The following is a 19,073-nucleotide window of genomic DNA, read 5'->3' on the forward strand; positions in this document are numbered from 1 at the left end:
GGAACAGCACCTAGGGAGGGAGGTTATAGAACATGATCGGTTATATGAATAAATGCCCCCATTGTGGGGCGGAATCTTCTTTTGTTCCTGAAGAGATGGAATGCGATCAATCTCTTGTTCTTTGGTGTAAGCACTGTGGGGATTATATCAATCAGACCATAACAATGGAATCCCTGAGGAAGTGGTGGGCGAGATACGATGCAGGCGAAGACACATTTAAGCCGCCTGTGAGCAAAGGGATACTGCTTATGTTTGAAAGGCTGGAACAAACGCTAGCAGATGAACCAGACTGTAACCTGAATCGGGTCGAAATCCATCTCAAGGATTTTACAGACTATCGCTATAAATAAACTCTGGAGGAAATGATATGAATCATATGAACAACAACATGTATCAGCAAGATGGGGAAGATTCTGATTCAGTAGAATTTATACAAATTATTAGCAAAATTCAGAGAGTTGTCAAAGAGAATAAGGAGCTTAAAAGGAAAAATCATCATCTGATTTCCCAAAATAGACAACTTGCGGCCCGTAATCAATTGCTCGAATTGCAAATGAATGAATATACGTCTTTGGTTCAGGAAATGGAGCAGCAGTTCCTTACCCAGCACGAGTATGTGTTGGATTCAATGCAAACTAACCAAACGCGTTCAAAGAATTTTTTATTCTTGGATGATTCCGGTCATACGTATCTCATTAACTATTCAGATAAATAAATTCTAAAAAGGTAGACCGACTACTGGAGTGTGAGCGTGATCAATGTAGAAGGAAATTCATTAAGCTGGTATCGCCAGAAAAGACGGGGTGAACGGATTGCTCAGTGATACGTATATACAATTAAGAAAACCTGCTGTGAAGGATATGCATAATATAAAGCTGATCTGTGCGTGTAAAGAGGACAAAGACCTTCTTGGGGAATTTCTTCAAGAGAATCGGAAATTTATGTTTTCGATTATTATGCGATATAAGGGAAGTATAGAAGAGCTAAAAATGAAATTCAAGGTTACTGAAGATGACTTATACCAACATGCATGTATAGGATTACTAACGGCACTCAAGGATTTTGATATTCATCGAGGAATTAAATTTACTACGTATGTAGTAAGACCAATTTTATGGGAGGTTAATCAGTTATTATATAGCAACTCTCAAGAGGTAAGACTTAGTCGGGGAGCTATTGATATGATCCGAAGGATGGTAGAGATAGAAGATGCACTAGGCTACAGGCCGAGTGAGCAAAAAATGGCGAAGCTACTTCAAGTTCCTATAGAACGTTACAGAGAAGTTGCCCAATTCAGTGATGCAATGGAACATTTTGATTCAATAGATAACTTCGAAGCTACAGACAACTCACAAAATAACATGGATGAACATGTGATTAATAAGGTTTATGTTCAACAACTGTTATGTAGTTCTCTGTTTACAGAACATGAAAAAACGGTGATGCACTTAATTATGAAAGGAGCTAATAACTCCCAGATATCTGAAATACTCCACGTATACCCCATGACAATCACCAGGACGTTAGCACGCATCAGGAAAAAAATAGATAAACACAAACAGGATACTGAGAATATCCAAATTGAAGCTCAATCAAAATACAGAGAAGAAATTAACTTAATTGTAGAGATGAGTAAAGAACATAAACAAGTCTTGAATGTTACAGACATTACAGATGTACTTAAAATATCCGGCTATGATATTTCAAAGTATTCAAAACGTGTTCTTTACTATATCCGCAAAAAAGCAAAATTAGCTATATAAAGTATAGCAAAGTTAAACGCAAATCACAACTGCTCTCGATCGATATTAGAATCAAGAGGGTAAAAAAAGCCCATGCAGTTTTCAGCATGAGCTTTAAAGCGAAAAAAGATATCAAACCTATCCCAGTACCGTTAGCTCTTTCGGAAAAGAGGTCAGTACTTCTACGCCGTCAGAGGTGACCAGAACGTCATCTTCAATCCGCACACCGCCGAGGCCTGGCACGTAGATGCCGGGTTCTATGGTGAACACGAAGCCCTCATGAAGCAGGTCTTCATTGCCGCCATGCACAGACGGATATTCGTGAACGCTCATGCCAAGGCCGTGTCCAACCCGATGGTTAAAGGCGGGACCATACCCGGCAGCTTCTACAACTGCACGTGCTGCCTGGTCTACCGACGCGCAGGATACACCCGGACGAATGGCGGCAATACCAGCCTCGTTTGAGCGGAGTACCGTCTGATAAATCGTCTCCAGCTCAGCTGACAGCTTGCCAAAAGCAAAAGTACGCGTAATGTCTGAGGCGTAACCGTCTGAATATACGCCCATATCAAACATGAGCAGATCGCCGTGTTCCAGCTTGCGGGTACCAGGAACACCATGAGGCAGCGCTGTTTTGGGTCCAGATAGTACCGTAGTGTCAAAGGACGGGCCATCTGCGCCGATTTTCTTCATCTGGTATTCAATTTCGGCTACCAGCTCGACTTCTGTCACGCCTTCACGCACATGGGTCAGGCCGTGGCGAAGCGCGTCCTCTACCAATTGTGCGGCATGTTTCAGACGCCGTACTTCCTCAGGTGTTTTTCTTACGCGCATATCCTGAAGCACGGGACCGAGATCCACATATTGAGCCGCACCAATGGCAGTATGTAGCTGCTCGTAGCGGAGTACAGAGACGTGTTCCTTTTCCAAGGCGAACACCTTCACCCCGGTATCTGTGCGCTGGCGCAGCAGATCATATGGATTATCCGTATCTGTGTGGGTGGAGATGCGAGTCACGGAAGAAGCAGCGTGGGCCGCCTCTGCATCCAGTGCAGGCACGATCAGTTCAGGCTCCTCGTCCCGAAGCAGTACCAAGCCAAGAAATCGCTCATGCGGCTCACTGGCAAAGCCAGTCAGGTAGTAAATGTGCTTGGGATCGGTAACGAGCAATCCGTCCCATGACTGTGACTTCAATTTATCATACAGCCGGGTTATTTTATCATTCATACAGAATCATCCCTTTCTATTCATGGATTCATTATAACGCTTATTGCATGAGCATTTTACATAAATCCCAAGAGCGATTTTAAATCAGCGCTATAATAGATCGAAACGGTTTAGTTCGTCTATATAGTGTACATTTAAGCGTTGAGAATCGAATTATGAAAAATCCTTGTTTATAAGGAAGATGCTCACCGTCCTCAAGGGCATGGGCAAAGCGCAAGTCCGGCAAGCGGCGGATCATATCCTCTGCTTGCTGTTTGAGTGTATTATCCAACTGATTGATTCGTTCCGGTGTCAGCTTCACAAACGGCCGATCCCCTGTCATATAAGGAATATCATCCTTATGAGCCAATAGAGCGGTATTCGGTAGCAAGTCCAGTAGTGCATGAACATTACCGATATGATCAATGTCCTGATGCGTTAAAATAATTCGCTTCAGGTGGCTGATATCCTCTCCCACATCTGCAATAGCCTTGCGCAATGGTTCCAACTGAATCCCGTGAACTCCGAAGCACACCTCCTGTCTCCTATTGTTAAATGGGCCGACCAAGCTTTGAAGCTTTTGTTTTTCTTCAAGCTTTATTATAAAACCCTTTGTATCCGAACCGCAAAAATAACAACTTAATATGGCTGTTCAGGTGCTTGTCTTGTACAATGAAATAAATCAACATAGCAGGAGGCGGGTACAAACGATGAATAGGGACCAATCTTTTTCCATTGAATTTGCGCGCAGGGAGGATCTTCCGGCTATTGTGGGCATTTATAATTCCACCATTGCAGGACGAATGGTAACGGCAGATTTGGAGCCCGTGACAGTGGAGAGCCGTATCCCATGGTTTGAGGCTCATCAAGAAGACCATCGACCTTTGTGGGTTCTGAGACATAAAGAGACGATTGCAGGGTGGGCCAGCCTTCAGTCTTTTTACGGACGTCCAGCTTATAACGGTACGGCGGAAATCAGTATTTATGTCCATGAAGATTCTCGTGGAACTGGAGCAGGAAGTCGTATGGTGCAACACGTACTGAATGCATGCCCTGGGCTTGGAATTACGACGCTGTTGGGGTTTGTATTCGGTCACAACGAGCCGAGTATCGCCTTGCTGCGGAAATTCGGTTTTGAGCAATGGGGTTATTATCCGCGTGTTGCGCTGCTGGACAGCATAGAGCGGGATCTGGCTATTCTGGGTAAACGAGTGGATGTTGAGGATAAATAGACGAACAAACATCGTTTATAAAGTGGAACATGAAAAAAAGCTGCATCCAAAATGTTCTGCGCACTACAATCGTGCGTGGTTTTGGAAGCAGCCTTTTTATGTTGTGAAAAAAAGATGTTGCCTATCCCCTTCGTTTAACGCTGCGGTTTAAAACGGATGTTGCGAAAAATTTGATTGAGCACCTCGGACAGCACCAAACCGACAGCAATGGCACCTGCGATCATCAGCGTACTCATAGCTAGCTCCAGTGCCTGAGGATAATTATGTTGTACAAACTGTCGCATCGCATTGTAGGCCATTCCCCCCGGGACGAGCGGAATCATGCCTGCCACGCTGAAAATAATAACGGGCATTTTGTACAGTCTGGCAAAGCTCTGGCTGATGATTCCGATTAGAACCGTTGCCAACAGGCTGGCGCTCACGGGTCCCATGCTGTCTGTAGTCCAATAATAGACGAGCCAGCCCAACATGCCGACGAAGCCGCATTGTAGCAGTGAATGTCGGGGAGCATGGAAAAGAATGCCGAAAGCAGCGGTAGCAATAAAGCTTGTGAATAATTGTGCAAGCATAAACTTGGATCTCCTCCGAATCACATATACGAAATGATAACCGCAACGCCAGCCCCAATGCCAAAGGACGTCAAGCAAGCATCAGCACCCTTGGATATGCCCGAAACGAGGTGTCCGGCCATCAAATCCCGAATGGCATTAGTAATTAATAAGCCTGGCACCAACGGCATAACGGAGCCAATAATGATTTTGTCCATCATCTGGCCCCAGCCTGTAACTGTCAGTAAGGCCGCCAACAAGCCGATTAAAAAAGAGGCAGAAAACTCTGAGAAAAACTTAACTTTAACGAGTCTGTGAAAATATTGCACAGCCGCGAAGCCAGCCCCGCCACAGAGAACGGCTGCAGGGAAGTCTCGCCAGACCCCGCCAAACATAATCATAAAGCAGCCGCTCGCCAATGCCGCAGCCATCAGCTGCACGCGATTGGAATAGCGGAGCGGACCACGTTCAATCTTGGACAGCTCCATAACTGCTGCGCGGGGTGACAGGTCACCCCGACTTATTTTACGTGAAATCGCGTTAACCTCTACTACCTTGTGCAAGTCGGTGGTCCGCTCCACAATCCGGATCAGCTTGGCAGGCTCCGAGTCGTTAATGGCAAAAAAAATCCCGGTCGGTGTCACATAGCTATGGGACTGGGATATGCCGTAGGCTAAGGCAATGCGGGACATCGTATCTTCGACACGATAGGTTTCGGCTCCATTTTGCATCATGAGCTTGCCAGCCAGCAGACAAACCTCGATGATCTCAGGGGTAGGATGGGAATGATTATTCATGCTCGCTCTCTTTCATTCGTACCGGGCCGTTTGGCCGTATTATTTGTATATATTGTAGCACAAAAACCCGCCCTTTCAGAGGCGGTTGTGTGGGAAATAAGAAGGAATCCGTCAAGATTCCATCGTATCGGGAATAACTGTATAGTAGGACTCTTCCAAATGTGTTGCAGCCTCAGACAAGCCCATGGATCTAAGCTGTCCTGCTACAAAAACACGAAGGGCAGAATGGGTGAACAGATGGCGTGTTTGAGCATCCCGGATAAAGGCCAATCTCGCTTCACGCGAAGCGTTGTGGAACAAATCACGAACTGTTTCACCTTGTTTATCCCAATGAAAGGGCTCTGCCACGCTTAAAAGAGCACTCTTCATAGAGGAACGCTGTTTTGCGGAAGAAGGAAATGCAGGAATGCCCAAGCCGTTCAGTGTAGGAGCAGCTTCGTTTTGCTTGCGCTCGGTTCGCAAACTGTCGATGTAGGCAGCCATATCCTGAATCGGTTGAACACCGAAGCGCTCCCGAAAGGATTCCCGCACAAACGCAGTGCGTTCATCTACGGCCTGAGGCGGCCGATGTCCTGTATGTCCTGTATAATCCTGTCCACTAGCGTAGTAGCGCTTTAATGAACTGTTCTCTGTATAAACTACACTTAAAAAATCCTGCAAGTGGCGGGCAACCACCCATACACCTGTCCAGTCAACAGGGGATATGCACACAATGGGGGCCAGCGAAAGATCCTTTACAAGTCCAAAATCCGTTAAAAAGCCGTAATGTATTCCGTCCACGCCTGCGTGAGCAAAGGGAATCACATCCGGTGGTGTAGCCATATATCGTGGCGCGCGGCCATGCTCCATAATCAATCCCAAATCAAAACTCAGAGAATGCCGGTTCGCTTCAAGCTCCTGTTCAAATTCTATAATTGCCTCAATCAAAGGTGTAGCTGATCCGTAGGCAGGGTTAGAACCGGAAATCATCGTGTATGCCTCCTTATCCAAGTACATCCAAAAAGCGTTCATCCCTAAAAGGTACGTGATTTTACACGAAATGTAAACCTGTATGCTGAATCTTTTCAAAAATGTGACCTTTTACCCGTGTGTTATGGAATAAACCGCTTTCGGGGTAAAACAGGACGAGATACCTATTTAGAGTAAGTACAGAAGTAAAGTGAGTTTGTGAAAAAGATGTCTTTTCAGTTTATGACCGCCACGGTGAAGTGTGAATGCGGGAATGGATACAAATAATTGCTACAAATTACAGATCAAACTACAGATCAAACTACAGATCAAACTACAGATCAAACTACAGATCAGAGCTATGGATGGCGAAGGAGTAAGGTGCAACGTATCGGGTCAGCGGGTATAATATCAGGACAAGGTGAGGATGGACGTCATCCAATGATTTTTACAGAAAGAAGTGGGTATATGAACTTGCACAAGAAGGCCGTATTTTTCGATGTGGATGATACAATGTACGATCATTTGCACCCTACTCGCGATGCGTTGCGTACAGTATTAGGATTGAGTGAGCGTTTTCCTTATGAAGAGGCCTATCATCGTATTCGCTATTACAGTGATGTGTTATCAGCCAAAGGAGGACTATTGGAGGGGAAAGCGGGGCAGGATGAGCTGGAGGATATGAGGGAAGGCCGTTTTGTCCTGGCTTTACACGAATTTGGGGTGAATATTACCCGTGAGCAGGCAGTGGATATCCAAAAAGAGTACTTGGATCGCCAGTATCGGATTGAGCCTTTCGAGGGAGCTACATCGTTAATGGACGAGTTGAGCTCGGCTGGATATCTGGTTGGCTTGATTACGAATGGTCTCGAAGATCACCAGATGAGCAAAATCAGGGCCATGGCGCTGGAAAATCATATTGCGGCAGAGCATATTTTTGTATCCGGAACGGTTGGCTATGCCAAGCCTGATCCACGTATCTTCGAAGTAGTGAACGAACGGACAGGGACTCTGGCGGAGCATTGCTGCTATATTGGGGATTCCTGGCGTAATGACGTGGCGGGAGCTGTAGCGGCGAATTGGCGGGTCATCTGGTTCAATCACAGAAAGGTTGCCCCGGAGTCTGAGGTAGTGGGAGTCTATGAAACAGCGGCAAGCTATTCAGAGTTGAAAAAATTACTGCTGTATCCGACATATGTCTAACTTCATTCAAATGGTTTAGAACAGAGAAGGAAGGGATCGCGCATGGTTGAACAATGGAGGCAGGCAGACGAAATCATAAGTCAAGTGACTGTTTACAGTACCGAGGATAATGATCCGGTTACGATTAAAACAGTCTCCCAAGACGTCCGTTGTATTGGCATCGGGACGGATGCGGCCGTATTTACGCTCGATATGTTGCCCGGCTACGCGTTCAAGGTGTACTCAGACATGGCGATCGAGAAGAAGGATGCGGAGGCCGACGTATACGAGCGTTTGCGGGGATCCGATTTTTTTCCACATTATTACGGGAAAGGTGACAAGTATATTGTCATAAGCTATGAATCAGGTATTACGCTTCTGGATTGTCTGCTGCAAGGCATTTCGGTGCCGGAGCAAGTCATTCTGGACGTGGAAGAGGCGAGGGAGTTTGTCCGATCCAAGGGGCTGAATCCCCGTGATATTCATCTCAAAAATGTACTGATGCAAGATGGACGCGCCAAGGTATTGGACGTATCCGAATACGTGAAGGAGGGCGATGACAAGCGCTGGGAGCATCTGGTGTGGGCGTATCATACGTTTTACTCAGGTATCTCGGAGGTTAAAGTTCCGTCATGGATTCTGGATACGATTAAAAAATGGTACTACAAGCTGGACAACTCCAGCTTTAATCTGGAGGAGTTCGCTCAACGCGCCAGCCAACTGTTTTCCAAATGGAAGTCATAATGGAAGGAAGTCTTGATCTTCTTATAAAAAAAGGATTGCACCCGTATTAGGGAGCAATCCTTTTTGGCACGTTACCAGACATGTCTTACGGAATAGGCAGATTCTCTTTTACCTGAAATCCCGAGGTACTCTTCTGGCGGTTCCGCTCTCAATCGCAGCCCGAATGACCTTCTCACGCACCCGCTGAACGGCATTCTCGTTAAATACGCCGGGGATGATATACAGCTTATTTAATTCTTCGGGGCGGATCGTACTCGCAATGGCTTCTGCTGCCGCAAGCTTCATTTCTTCGTTAATTTCACGGGCGCGACAGTCGAGCGCCGCGCGGAATATGCCGGGAAAGCAAAGCACGTTGTTGATCTGGTTAGGGTAGTCTGAACGTCCGGTGGCAATGACACCAGCGATGTCTTCGACATCCTCGGGGGCAATTTCGGGAACCGGGTTAGCCATGGTGAACAGCACTGGAGCCTCGTTCATGCGTTTTACGTCTTCCCGTTGGAGTAGCCCGCCTGCCGATAGACCGATAAACACGTCAGCACCTTTCAGAACCTCGGACAGCGTGCCTGATAACCGTTCGGGGTTAGTATGCTGTGCGTACCAGTTCCACACCGGATGATCGTACGTTTCATCAGCTGTAATGGCTCCGTGGCGATCTACACCAATGATGTTAACGGCACCCGCAGATAGCAAAATTTTAGTGCAGGCTACACCCGCAGCTCCGATACCGCAGACGACGATTTTCACATCAGACAGCGCTTTGCCGACGACCTTGAGTGCATTGATCAGCCCTGCGTACAAGACAACAGCAGTGCCGTGCTGATCATCATGAAAAACAGGAATGTCCAGCTCCTGACGCAGCCGCTGCTCAATTTCAAAGCAGCGAGGTGATGAAATATCCTCCAGATTAATACCGCCGAAAGCTGGAGCGATTTGCTTGATCGCCTTGATGATTTCCTCAGTGTCCTGTGTGTCCAGACAAATCGGGAAAGCATCGACGGACCCGAGCTGCTTGAACAGCATGGCTTTGCCTTCCATGACCGGCATAGCCGCGTAGGGGCCGATATTGCCCAAGCCCAGGACAGCACTTCCGTCCGAGACGACAGCAACGGTGTTACGTTTGATCGTCAAACGGAAGGCTTTGTCCGGCTCCTCATGAATCGCCATGCACACGCGTGCTACATCTGGAGTGTACACCCGGGACAAGTCGTCGCGATTCTGAATCGGAACCTTGGGCTGCATTTCAATTTTACCTCCAAGGTGCAGCAGAAAGGTCCGGTCAGAGATGGACAGTACCTTCACGCCTTGCGCTTTTTTAATCCGGGTAATCATTCGGTCAATTTCGGCCGGGTCGGCAATGGTAACCGTAATATCCCGCACGGTGACCTTTTCAGAGGTGCGAATGACGTCAATCGCAATAACATCCCCGCCATGTTCGTTGACCAGCGTAATCAATTGACCAAATTGGATGTGCTCGGTGGAAATTTCCAGTCGTAAAATGATATTTTTACCGCCAATACCGCCTTGCATACAAATTCCTCCTTTGTGTTCCATAACAAAATTAGTAGGATCAATTGATTGCGCTTACAATCGAAAGCGTGCCTAAGAGGTGAATTTATATTTCAAATTAGTGGATTCTTTCCCTATCATAGTGAACAATCTCCCACTTGTACAGATAAAGCTGAATCAAATCTCTCATTTTGCATCAAAAAAGGACAAAAGCCCTGCTCTGTTTTAGCTCCATAGCTATTGTCCTTTTCTAATGGATAACATATAGTCCATCCTGCTGCTCCCATCCCGCTACGTCATATTTTTGCCATAATAAATTTCATCCATTTCTGTTTTAAGACGGGCGGCTATGTTTTGCTGCTCGTTCCCGCTCAGACTTTTCTTCGTATAGCCGAATAGATAATTGTCCAGATCGAATTGTTTCAGCTTGCATTTAGTGTGGAAAATGTATTCCTGATACACGTTCACGTCTATCATGTCATACTGGTTGCGCACTTCGTCGGGAATATAATTTTGAATGGAGGCGATGTCATGGTCGATGAACAGCTTATGCCCATTCGTATCACGTGTAAAGCCGCGTACCCGATAATCAATCGTCATAATATCTGTGTCGAAGGAATGAATCAAATAATGGAGTGCCTTGAGCGGGGAGATTTCCCCACAGGTAGAGACGTCAATATCGGCTCGGAACGTGCTGATTCCCTCGTCGGGGTGATATTCCGGGTAGGTGTGGACAGTGATATGGCTTTTATCCAACTGTATAACGACAGAATCGGGCAGAGGGCCGGGTGATTCGGCGTAGGATTCTGTAGGCACCTCCACGATAGGACCTTCCGATATAAGCATGGTCACACTGGCTCCTTGAGGAACATAGTCCTGCTGGGCTACGTTGAGCACATGAGCCTCGATGATATCGGACACATTTTTTAAAATGGCAGTCAGCCGATCCGCATTGTATTGTTCGTCAATATATTCGATATAGGCTTCGCGTTCTTCCCTTGTTTTGGTGTAACAAATATCGTACATGTTGAAGCTCAGCGATTTGGTCAGATTGTTAAACCCGTGCAAGGTAATCCGCTGTTCCGGTGTCATGGTCATGGGCTATTTCCCCTTAATAGTTGCAGTATTCATACATAATGTTCCCATCACTTCTTTTCATATACCCATTCATATACTCCATCCTGTAGCTAGGATTAATGTACCCATAACTTGGAATCAACGTCCACGTACGCCATGTTCTGTTCATAGTTCCATCTGTAAACACCTCGATTCGATAATGACGTACCAATTCGGGCATAACTTCAAAAGGGGTGCGATGATGATGGAGATTGATTAAATCCTCGTTAACGTCATCATTAAAGGTACAATGAATCTCCCGAACCGTTTTTTTCGGCAGCCGCAGTCCACCGGATCGCATTGTCCATTCCAGCACCGCACTGGCTTTCACATATCCGTGAAGTTCTGAGCTGGAGCAGACAGCCTGCGCGAGTCCACACGCAAGGCAGTAAGACTGCTGGACGCTGTTACCTGAGCGAGCTTTGTTTTGACATGCACGGAAACATCATGCGTATATACTTTATTTCATGTTTAGCTAATTTTTAGTAACAGGATTTATAATGTGAAAGCAGATGGATAGAACGCTTTGTGGATATTTGGCGCACAGTCAGTAGGACATGGAAAATGAAGGCGGTAAACGCCCATGTTCGGAGTCCACATTCATCAGCATGTATATTGGAAGCAGAAACAATCTTTTCAGTTGGTGCTCGATACGGATGTGCACTGGATTGCCTATGTAATTGAAGAAGGAAAGTTTGCCTATACTATTAAGGAACACTAGGGGAGGCAAATACCAGGTGCATCTCGTTTGGGGTTAAGTCCGGTGCAATTCCCGAGGAGTTTTCAGACGGCGGTGGACTTGACACCCATCCGGTATGTGACCACACTGCGTCTTGAGAAGGCCCAGACTTTATTGCTGGAGACAGAATATACGCTTGATGATATTGCGGGAAAATGCGGATATCTGAACGGATTTTATTTTAGTCGGGTTTTTTCAGCCAGAAAGCACATGTCACCTTCACAATACCGCAAGCTTAACCGAATATGATTATAGACTTGCAAGGAAAGTGACTTTGGGCATTGCGTAAAATGAGAAAAGAAACTTCAGCTAAAAGCAAGCGTATAATAAAATAAACGTAAGAAGCTAAGAATTATGAAGTTAAAATGAATTTGATAGCAAAAAGAATTTCACAATCCCATCCCATGCTACACTGAAAGTAAAATGGCGAAAGGAGTTTCAAGATGCTGGCTTTGTCCGATCCGGCCTGGGCTCTGCTCCAAGGCCCCTATGGTTCCTCTCAATACGTCCCGGAGATGTTGAAGCAGCTCCAAGCCGGATATGACGGCGAAATAGCTGACACCTTGTATTGGGAGGAACTGTATCACCAAAATACGTTATATACTTGTACCTTCGCAGCTGTACCGTACCTCGTCGATATTGCGTTAAGCAGCTCTGATACAAGTATTCGTGCGGATATTTATAATATTTGCGGAATATTCGAAGCCAAAAATGTTAATCCCTTACATACAAAAGTTCCGTTGGAATTTGCAAGGGATCAGGTAGAATTGGATGCAGATCTGGCTGAATATATATATGAACAATACCAGCAAGCTATTGTCCGGCTTACAGGATTGACCGAGGAAATGGTGTTGTATGCTAAGGACCACGAAGGAGATGTTGGCAAGCGTTATGTTTTGGCTGCGGGGGCTGCCTTTCAGGGTTATCGATGTGTAGCTTTTATGCTGCAAAGCTTTGATACTGGTGATGAATATACGCTGGATTGTCCGCATTGCGGAACTCCGCTCTATATTTGGCCTCTTGAACAAAGTGATGTCCTGGTGGTTTACGATAAAGATCCGGTAAACTCAAAAAACCTGGTTCCCCATTCGATCCAACCCGGCTCATTGGACCATAAAGGCTCTAATCTACAATGGCTATATCAATATGCCCAAAAAATTGAAGAGAACAACCTTTTGGCCCATTTACCCTATTTAAACGGTCGGCTGAATTGCCCCATTTGCAATACATCGATCTCCATTTGGGACGAGCTGATGAAAACAGCTAATGGTGTCCGAAAGCATACCGCTTAATGAATAAAAAAGGGAGCTGTATCATACAGCCCCCTAATTTCCACGTATATTTTTTCCGTTCCAATTATTCCTGCTTGTCTTACGTAAGGCTACTCTCGAAACGGATTTAAAAAGGTTTTAGGAATGTCGGATTCAAACCGCAGCAATACTCCAGTGACGGGATGAATAAACGACAGTACTCGCGCATGGAGACCGAGTCGACCGATAGATTTGGCTTTGGAGCCGTATTTTTTATCTCCCACAATCGGATGGCCGATATCCTCCATATGAACGCGAATCTGATTCTTGCGTCCGGTTTCCAAACGTACTTCCAGCAAAGAAAAATGCCGATTGGCCTGAAGCAGCTTGTAATGAGTAATCGCGTGCTGTCCGTCATTCGGATATGGGCTGGAATACATTTTCAGCGTCTTGCTTTCCTTCAGCCATGAGGTGATAGTGCCCGCAGCCTTTTTAACCTGTCCTTCTACGAGAGCGATGTATGTTCGTTCATACACGACTTCCTTCCACGCTTGTTGCATTTCCTGCTGTATGGCTTCGCTTTTCGCAAACATCATGACTCCAGATGTATCACGATCCAGACGATGCAGCACAAAAATACGATTGTATGGATGTTCACGTCGCACATGTGCCGTAAGCTGACGGTATGCCGTTACTTCCTGTTCCTGCGCAGAGGCGACGGACAGCAGCCCGGCATCCTTGTGGATGACAATAATGGCCTCATCCTCATGCAAAATACGCAGCCCGGTCAGCGGCACCACGGGAGTGATCTTTTCCTTGGAGAGCGCCACTGTCTGACCTTGCTCCAGCGGAAAATTGAACACGGTACGGGGAATGCCGTTCACGGACACCTGTCCACGGGCCAGCGCTGATTTAATGGAATTGCGGCCCATGCCAGACACATGTTCTACCAAAAAATTCAACAGCTCGGCAGGCTCCTGCACGATGTATGTTTTAGCAACGTTTTTTTCCGGTTTACCGTACTCTCGGGCAGCAGTTTTATCAAAAACCCCCGTTTTGCCCCGTGCTTCGGGTCTATGTGAGCCGGATTTTCCGGCGGGTTTATGGCTGCGTTTGGAGTTGCCTGTGTTTGGCGTGGATTTTGTATGATTTTTTCGATTGGGTTTACGATTGTTCATGAGTTCTTTCTCCTTCTTGGTACCGTGTCTCATCATAGTAATGGACAAACTTGCGGCACCGTGTTCACTATATCATGAGAAAACAGCGAACGCCATGGTAGAAGGGGGCGATAAGAATTTCATTATACATTATGCTTATGGACTTCCAGCGGTTGAACATTACCCTGAACCCCGGTAAACTAAAGGTAACGAAAGATAAGCCGATATGCGTCGAGGGGCGCCAGAAATATGAGGAGTTTTGAAACTATGAGTGTACAAGCACCAATATTGGAACGGGCGCAGGATTTGCTGCAAAAATTTTATGGCTATCCCGATTTCCGGGAGGGTCAAAAGAAAATTGTCGCCAGTATGCTGGAGGGCAACGATACGTTAGGCATTATGCCGACAGGCGGCGGGAAATCCATATGCTACCAGATTCCTGCGCTCCTGCATGATGGGCTGACGATTGTTGTGTCACCGCTAATCTCGCTGATGAAGGATCAGGTGGATGCGCTGACCACGATGGGAATTGCGGCAGCCTATATCAATAGCACGCTGAGTGGTCGAGAAGTGAACGATCGCATACGTGCCGCACGGAATGGAGATTTGAAGCTGCTATATGTTGCACCGGAGCGGCTGGAGCTGGACTGGTTCCGCGATGAGATGGCGCAGCTACCGATTTCTTGCGTTGCGGTCGACGAGGCGCACTGTGTATCCCAGTGGGGACATGACTTTCGCACCAGCTATTTGGCGGTGGCTCCTTTTGTGGACGGGCTATACGAGCGCCCGATTGTAGCGGCATTCACGGCAACAGCGACACCGCAGGTCATGGACGACATCGTGCGGCTGCTTCGCCTGCGTGAGCCGGAGACATTCGTCACGGGCCTGGGACGGCCGAATTTGGCGTTCAGCGTGCTGCGTGGGGAGGACAAGCGCAGCTTTCTGCTGAATTATGCGCGTGAGCATGACGGCGAATCGGGCATTATTTATGCGGCGACACGCAAGGACGTGGACGATCTGTACCAACGGCTGCGGGATGCGGGAATGGCGGCCGGGCGTTATCATGCCGGGATGACCGATCAGGAACGGGCAGACAGCCAGGAGGGCTTCCTGTACGACGATATTCGTGTCATTGTAGCGACCAACGCCTTCGGCATGGGGATCGACAAATCGAACGTGCGCTACGTCATTCACTACAATATGCCTAAAAATATGGAGGCTTACGTACAAGAGGCGGGACGCGCAGGACGTGATGGCGATCCGAGTCAATGTATTTTGCTGTTCGGACCGCAGGATATTGTGACTCAGAAATTCCTGATCGAGCAAAATCCGCAGGATGAGGACCGCAAGCGCAACGACTACCGCAAGCTCCAGCAGATGGTTGATTATTGCTACACGACTCGCTGCTTGCGTACGGCACAGCTTGAGTATTTTGGTGAGGCAGAGGAGCATGAAGCTTGCGGCACATGCAGCTCATGTACGGATGAACGGGAACTGGTAGACATGACCATTGATGCGCAAAAGATTTTTTCGTGTATTCATCGCATGCGGGAACGTTTTGGTGTTTCGATGGTAGCCTCGGTATTGAAAGGCTCGCGTAACAAAAAAGTGCTACAGTATGGCTTTGACAGCCTGCCAACCTATGGTGTAATGGGCAATCGGACGGAAAAAGAAATTTCTGAAATTATTAACGTCCTTGTATCGGAAGGTTTTCTGCTGCTGTCTGAGGGACAATATCCGGTTGTCCGTTTGCAGCAGCCTGCGGCTGAAGTGCTGAAAGGTCAGCGCGAAGTCATGCAGCGTGTGGTGCGCCATGCCACAGCTTTTGCAGGTGGGACAGGCTCACGTGGACGACAGGAACGCGATGCGTACCCGGCGGCAGTCAACGAAACGGTGTTCGAGCAATTGCGCCTGATTCGCCGCGATTTGGCCGCGCAGGAGCATGTGCCGTCCTATATCATTTTTAACGATGCTACGCTGCGTGAGATGAGTGTAGCGAACCCGCAATCTGAGGCGGACATGCTGCGGATCAAGGGTGTCGGCGAAGTGAAGTTCCGCAAGTACGGCAAGCTGTTCCTTGATTTTTTTCAAAATCAGGGGAATGCCGGAGGAACGGTGAGTGAAGATGAGATTTATGCGGACGATGTGTACGAGGATTTTGAATAGCCATACTAAAAGATATGAGGCGTCATGCAAACTATAAAAGGTTGTGACCTATGAAAGTCATTTTATCAACGTTAAACGCAAAATATATTCATACCTCGCTGGCGATCCGGTGTCTCAAAGCCTACAGTGAAAAGGACTTTGACATCGAGCTGGCGGAGTATACGATCAAGGACCCTGTGATGAACATCGTATCCGACCTGTTTCAGCGGGGAGCGGATGTCATTGGGTTTTCCTGCTATATCTGGAACATTGAAGAGACAATTAAAGTCATTGATGTATTGAAAAAGATTATGCCGGAGGTCAAAATCATTCTCGGTGGCCCGGAAGTCTCTTACGATACCGAACATTGGATGAAGCGTCTGCCGAATGTGGATTTTATCGTTGTCGGTGAGGGGGAGGAAACCTTTCATCAACTGCTTCAGGAGATTGAGGGTACGCAAAAGTACCATTTTGTCTATGGACTTGCCTACCGCAAGGGAGAAGAGGTCATTCAGATGCCGGGCCGTCCAAAGGCGGACTTGAACGAGCTGCCGTCACCGTACCGCTTTGCAGAGGATATACCGGAATTAGGCAAACGGGTTGTTTATTTTGAAACCAGTCGGGGTTGCCCGTTCAGTTGCCAGTTCTGTCTGTCCAGTATAGAGGTAGGGGTACGTTATTACGATATTGAGCGTACAAAGTCGGATATTCTGTATCTGATCGACAACGGAGCCAACCTGATCAAGTTCGTGGATCGGACCTTTAACATTAAACGCGATTATGCGCTGGAAATGTTCAAGTTTCTCATCGAAAACCATCGTGGATGTGTCTTCCAGTTTGAGATTACTGCAGATATTATGCGTCCCGAGGTGTTGGATTACTTGGCAGAAAACGCGCCGCCGGGCGTATTTCGCTTTGAAATCGGCGTCCAGTCGACGAATGATCCGACCAATGAATTGGTCAAGCGTCGCCAGAACTTTGCCAAGCTTTCCCGTACCGTTACGAAGGTCAAGCAAAGCGGCAAGATCGACCAGCATCTCGATTTAATCGCCGGTCTGCCTTTGGAGGATTACAACACGTTCCGTAAAACGTTTAATGACGTTTTTGCGCTCGGCCCGGAAGAGCTTCAGCTCGGCTTCCTCAAAATGCTGCGCGGCACTGGACTGCGTATCGACGCAGACAAGTACAACTATACGTACATGGATGTTGCGCCTTATGAAATGCTGAGCAATGACGTCCTTTCCTTTGCCGATATCGTTCGGCTTAAACGTTTGGAAGATGTGCTGGAGAAATACTGGAACTCCCATCGTATGGATCATACGGTGAACTATCTGATCGAGCGCGAATTTGCGTCGGCCTTTGATTTCTTTCAGGAGTTCGGAGACTATTGGGAGGGACAGGGCTGGCAAAAAATCGGTCACCAGCTCGAAGACCTGTTCACGCGTCTCCAGTCCTTTCTTGAATCACGCGGAACGAAGCGAATGGATATGGTGCTTGGGCTGATGAAGCTCGACTATTTCCTGAACCATAAATACAAGCCGCGTAAAATCTGGTGGGAACACGCCTTGGAGAAGGACGATTGGTCCAGCTTTATGAAAATGGCTCTCCAGCACCCGGATGCGCTGTTGTCACCTGTGGTTGCAGACTTTGTGGCAGATGCGACGCAAACTGCTGCACCTGCTTCTCATGCTACAGATGGCCATTCTGTTTCGGACAGTTCGCAGCCGCAGCCATACCGCGAGGTGATTCCGTCTTTCGCTTCCTTGAAGCTGGGTGAAAAGGAACTGCAAAAGCACGCTGTGCTGGATGTTCTGCCGTTCCGGCTGGATCATATCCTGAGTGGTGGCAGCCCTTTGACCGCTGAAGGCCGAACGTTGCTACTCGTAGTCTACCAGCAAAACGAACAGCAAAAGCCACTGTACTACACCATGCCAATTGGCAAGGAAATTGCAGCGATTTAAGTGGAATTATGAATAGAGAATGTTAGGTGGGCAATCTTACATTTGGGTGCCTGAATAAAAGATTTTCCATATTGGCAATATGGTTTTTCCTGTGATAAACTATAGCCAATAGGTATATACTAAAAAAGAGTAAGGATGCTTCCAACATCCTCACTCTTTGACAACAGCCGCTTATAAGGGCGGTGGCTGTGTTAACAAAGGCGCTGAAGTAGACCGTTTACCTTTGCTGAGGGCGGTCTATTTCTTTTTGTTGAAGGAAATAATCAAGATCACCAACGTTGCAAATTGAATCATCAACATCAGCGTATCTTTAACCTCCACAGGCATCACCTCCTTTGCAGGAGACTAGCCGACCGCCCATCTAAGCCATTCTGTTGTTAGTTCATAGTATATCATATGGATAGTCTTGCTAAAAAGGACAAAAATGAAAACGTCTGTTTCTAGGTGTTTGTTTTCTATTTGAGATAAATAGGTTTAGATTATAATTATTAGTTGGTATAAGATACGCGTAATTCATCTAAAAATTGTATGGCGTCTTTAAATCCTTGTAAATATATTTGGTTCTCTAAAATAGATTGAAGAGAGATTTGAGCATCTTCATATAAGAATAGTGTGTGTTCGAGATGTTCAGGAACGGATTCACGAATTTGCTGGAAGTATTGGTTACATTCCATAGAAAATTGATTGTATTCTGGTGTGTTTTTTGGAAAGCATGCTATACAATTTTTCTAATCGGTTTCTGATGATGGGTTCAATTAATATCTCTAAAGAATTAGACATGACTTGCAAACCTTCGGGAT

At 46.8% G+C, this 19,073-nt stretch carries 21 protein-coding genes and 1 pseudogene; 11 read left to right on the forward strand and 11 right to left on the reverse strand.

The genetic code is table 11. The features are described from left to right. Positions 1-32 precede the first annotated feature (32 nt). The 3 genes from ABH897_RS12320 (at position 33) to ABH897_RS12330 (ending at position 1,763) form a co-directional block, all read left to right on the forward strand. Positions 33-350, forward strand: a complete 318-nt coding sequence (locus tag ABH897_RS12320; protein WP_044644645.1) for a hypothetical protein — start codon at positions 33-35, stop codon at positions 348-350. Between the two features lie 17 nt (positions 351-367). Continuing rightward, positions 368-715, forward strand: a complete 348-nt coding sequence (locus tag ABH897_RS12325; RefSeq protein ID WP_283655145.1) for a hypothetical protein — start codon at positions 368-370, stop codon at positions 713-715. A 241-nt stretch (positions 716-956) separates the two neighbouring features. After that, on the forward strand, positions 957-1,763 hold the full coding sequence (locus ABH897_RS12330) for a sigma-70 family RNA polymerase sigma factor (protein ID WP_404592060.1): 807 nt from the start codon (positions 957-959) through the stop codon (positions 1,761-1,763). Positions 1,764-1,880: 117 nt separating this feature from the next. On the opposite strand, the gene ABH897_RS12335 is transcribed toward ABH897_RS12330, so the two are convergent. Together ABH897_RS12335 and ABH897_RS12340 are read right to left on the reverse strand one after the other, a co-directional pair. Further along, positions 1,881-2,969, reverse strand: a complete 1,089-nt coding sequence (locus tag ABH897_RS12335; RefSeq protein ID WP_283655147.1) for a M24 family metallopeptidase — start codon at positions 2,967-2,969, stop codon at positions 1,881-1,883. 79 nt (positions 2,970-3,048) lie between these two features. Beyond that, complete coding sequence (locus ABH897_RS12340) at positions 3,049-3,483, reverse strand: MBL fold metallo-hydrolase (protein WP_481857713.1); 435 nt, start codon at positions 3,481-3,483, stop codon at positions 3,049-3,051. Between the two features lie 175 nt (positions 3,484-3,658). Between ABH897_RS12340 and ABH897_RS12345 the strand changes: the two genes are divergently transcribed. Next, entirely contained in the window at positions 3,659-4,180 is a 522-nt protein-coding gene (locus tag ABH897_RS12345) for a GNAT family N-acetyltransferase (protein ID WP_283655148.1), read from the forward strand. A gap of 134 nt (positions 4,181-4,314) precedes the next feature. Here the strand turns inward: ABH897_RS12345 and ABH897_RS12350 are convergent, their stop codons facing one another. The 3 genes from ABH897_RS12350 to ABH897_RS12360 form a co-directional block, all read right to left on the reverse strand. Further along, complete coding sequence (locus tag ABH897_RS12350) at positions 4,315-4,749, reverse strand: threonine/serine exporter family protein (protein WP_283655149.1); 435 nt, start codon at positions 4,747-4,749, stop codon at positions 4,315-4,317. A gap of 20 nt (positions 4,750-4,769) precedes the next feature. Beyond that, a complete protein-coding gene (locus ABH897_RS12355; RefSeq protein ID WP_404519936.1) occupies positions 4,770-5,525 on the reverse strand; it encodes a threonine/serine exporter family protein in 756 nt (251 codons plus the stop codon). A 111-nt stretch (positions 5,526-5,636) separates the two neighbouring features. After that, a complete protein-coding gene (locus tag ABH897_RS12360; RefSeq protein WP_404580814.1) occupies positions 5,637-6,494 on the reverse strand; it encodes a hypothetical protein in 858 nt (285 codons plus the stop codon). Between the two features lie 447 nt (positions 6,495-6,941). Here ABH897_RS12360 and ABH897_RS12365 point away from each other — a divergent pair, with 447 nt between their 5' ends. Further along, positions 6,942-7,676, forward strand: a complete 735-nt coding sequence (locus ABH897_RS12365; protein ID WP_404592062.1) for an HAD family hydrolase — start codon at positions 6,942-6,944, stop codon at positions 7,674-7,676. Between the two features lie 42 nt (positions 7,677-7,718). Beyond that, on the forward strand, positions 7,719-8,399 hold the full coding sequence (locus ABH897_RS12370; RefSeq protein ID WP_283655151.1) for a protein kinase family protein: 681 nt from the start codon (positions 7,719-7,721) through the stop codon (positions 8,397-8,399). 108 nt (positions 8,400-8,507) lie between these two features. Here ABH897_RS12370 and ABH897_RS12375 read toward each other — a convergent pair whose 3' ends face one another. From ABH897_RS12375 to ABH897_RS12385, 3 genes are all read right to left on the reverse strand, one after another. Continuing rightward, a complete protein-coding gene (locus ABH897_RS12375) occupies positions 8,508-9,926 on the reverse strand; it encodes an NAD-dependent malic enzyme (RefSeq protein WP_283655152.1) in 1,419 nt (472 codons plus the stop codon). A gap of 270 nt (positions 9,927-10,196) precedes the next feature. Beyond that, entirely contained in the window at positions 10,197-11,003 is an 807-nt protein-coding gene (speD, locus tag ABH897_RS12380) for an adenosylmethionine decarboxylase (protein WP_283655153.1), read from the reverse strand. Between the two features lie 13 nt (positions 11,004-11,016). Continuing rightward, on the reverse strand, positions 11,017-11,352 hold the full coding sequence (locus ABH897_RS12385; RefSeq protein ID WP_404520077.1) for a hypothetical protein: 336 nt from the start codon (positions 11,350-11,352) through the stop codon (positions 11,017-11,019). A 252-nt stretch (positions 11,353-11,604) separates the two neighbouring features. On the opposite strand from ABH897_RS12385, the gene ABH897_RS12390 reads away from it, so the two are divergent. The 3 genes from ABH897_RS12390 (at position 11,605) to ABH897_RS12400 (ending at position 13,052) form a co-directional block, all read left to right on the forward strand. Continuing rightward, complete coding sequence (locus ABH897_RS12390) at positions 11,605-11,742, forward strand: hypothetical protein (protein WP_283655154.1); 138 nt, start codon at positions 11,605-11,607, stop codon at positions 11,740-11,742. A gap of 27 nt (positions 11,743-11,769) precedes the next feature. Further along, entirely contained in the window at positions 11,770-12,009 is a 240-nt protein-coding gene (locus ABH897_RS12395; protein WP_283655155.1) for a helix-turn-helix domain-containing protein, read from the forward strand. Positions 12,010-12,203: 194 nt separating this feature from the next. Beyond that, positions 12,204-13,052, forward strand: a complete 849-nt coding sequence (locus tag ABH897_RS12400) for a hypothetical protein (RefSeq protein WP_283655156.1) — start codon at positions 12,204-12,206, stop codon at positions 13,050-13,052. 89 nt (positions 13,053-13,141) lie between these two features. Here the strand turns inward: ABH897_RS12400 and ABH897_RS12405 are convergent, their stop codons facing one another. After that, a complete protein-coding gene (locus tag ABH897_RS12405; protein ID WP_283655157.1) occupies positions 13,142-14,188 on the reverse strand; it encodes an RluA family pseudouridine synthase in 1,047 nt (348 codons plus the stop codon). A gap of 246 nt (positions 14,189-14,434) precedes the next feature. Between ABH897_RS12405 and recQ the strand changes: the two genes are divergently transcribed. Both recQ and ABH897_RS12415 read left to right on the forward strand, forming a co-directional pair. Beyond that, complete coding sequence (recQ, locus tag ABH897_RS12410; RefSeq protein ID WP_404519942.1) at positions 14,435-16,333, forward strand: DNA helicase RecQ; 1,899 nt, start codon at positions 14,435-14,437, stop codon at positions 16,331-16,333. Between the two features lie 50 nt (positions 16,334-16,383). After that, the gene (locus ABH897_RS12415) at positions 16,384-18,273 is read left to right on the forward strand and encodes a B12-binding domain-containing radical SAM protein (protein WP_404519943.1); all 1,890 of its coding nucleotides are present in this window, start codon (positions 16,384-16,386) and stop codon (positions 18,271-18,273) included. A gap of 237 nt (positions 18,274-18,510) precedes the next feature. Here ABH897_RS12415 and ABH897_RS12420 read toward each other — a convergent pair whose 3' ends face one another. Together ABH897_RS12420 and ABH897_RS12425 are read right to left on the reverse strand one after the other, a co-directional pair. Next, positions 18,511-18,600 carry a putative holin-like toxin gene (locus tag ABH897_RS12420; protein WP_007429455.1) on the reverse strand — a complete coding sequence of 30 codons (90 nt, stop codon included), beginning with the start codon at positions 18,598-18,600 and terminating at the stop codon, positions 18,511-18,513. 161 nt (positions 18,601-18,761) lie between these two features. After that, positions 18,762-19,053: pseudogene (locus ABH897_RS12425) on the reverse strand (hypothetical protein). Between the last annotated feature and the right edge of the window lie 20 nt (positions 19,054-19,073).

The sequence above is a fragment of the Paenibacillus sp. RC73 genome (assembly GCF_044908085.1).
GTDB classification, from domain to species: Bacteria; Bacillota; Bacilli; order Paenibacillales; family Paenibacillaceae; genus Paenibacillus; species Paenibacillus terrae_A.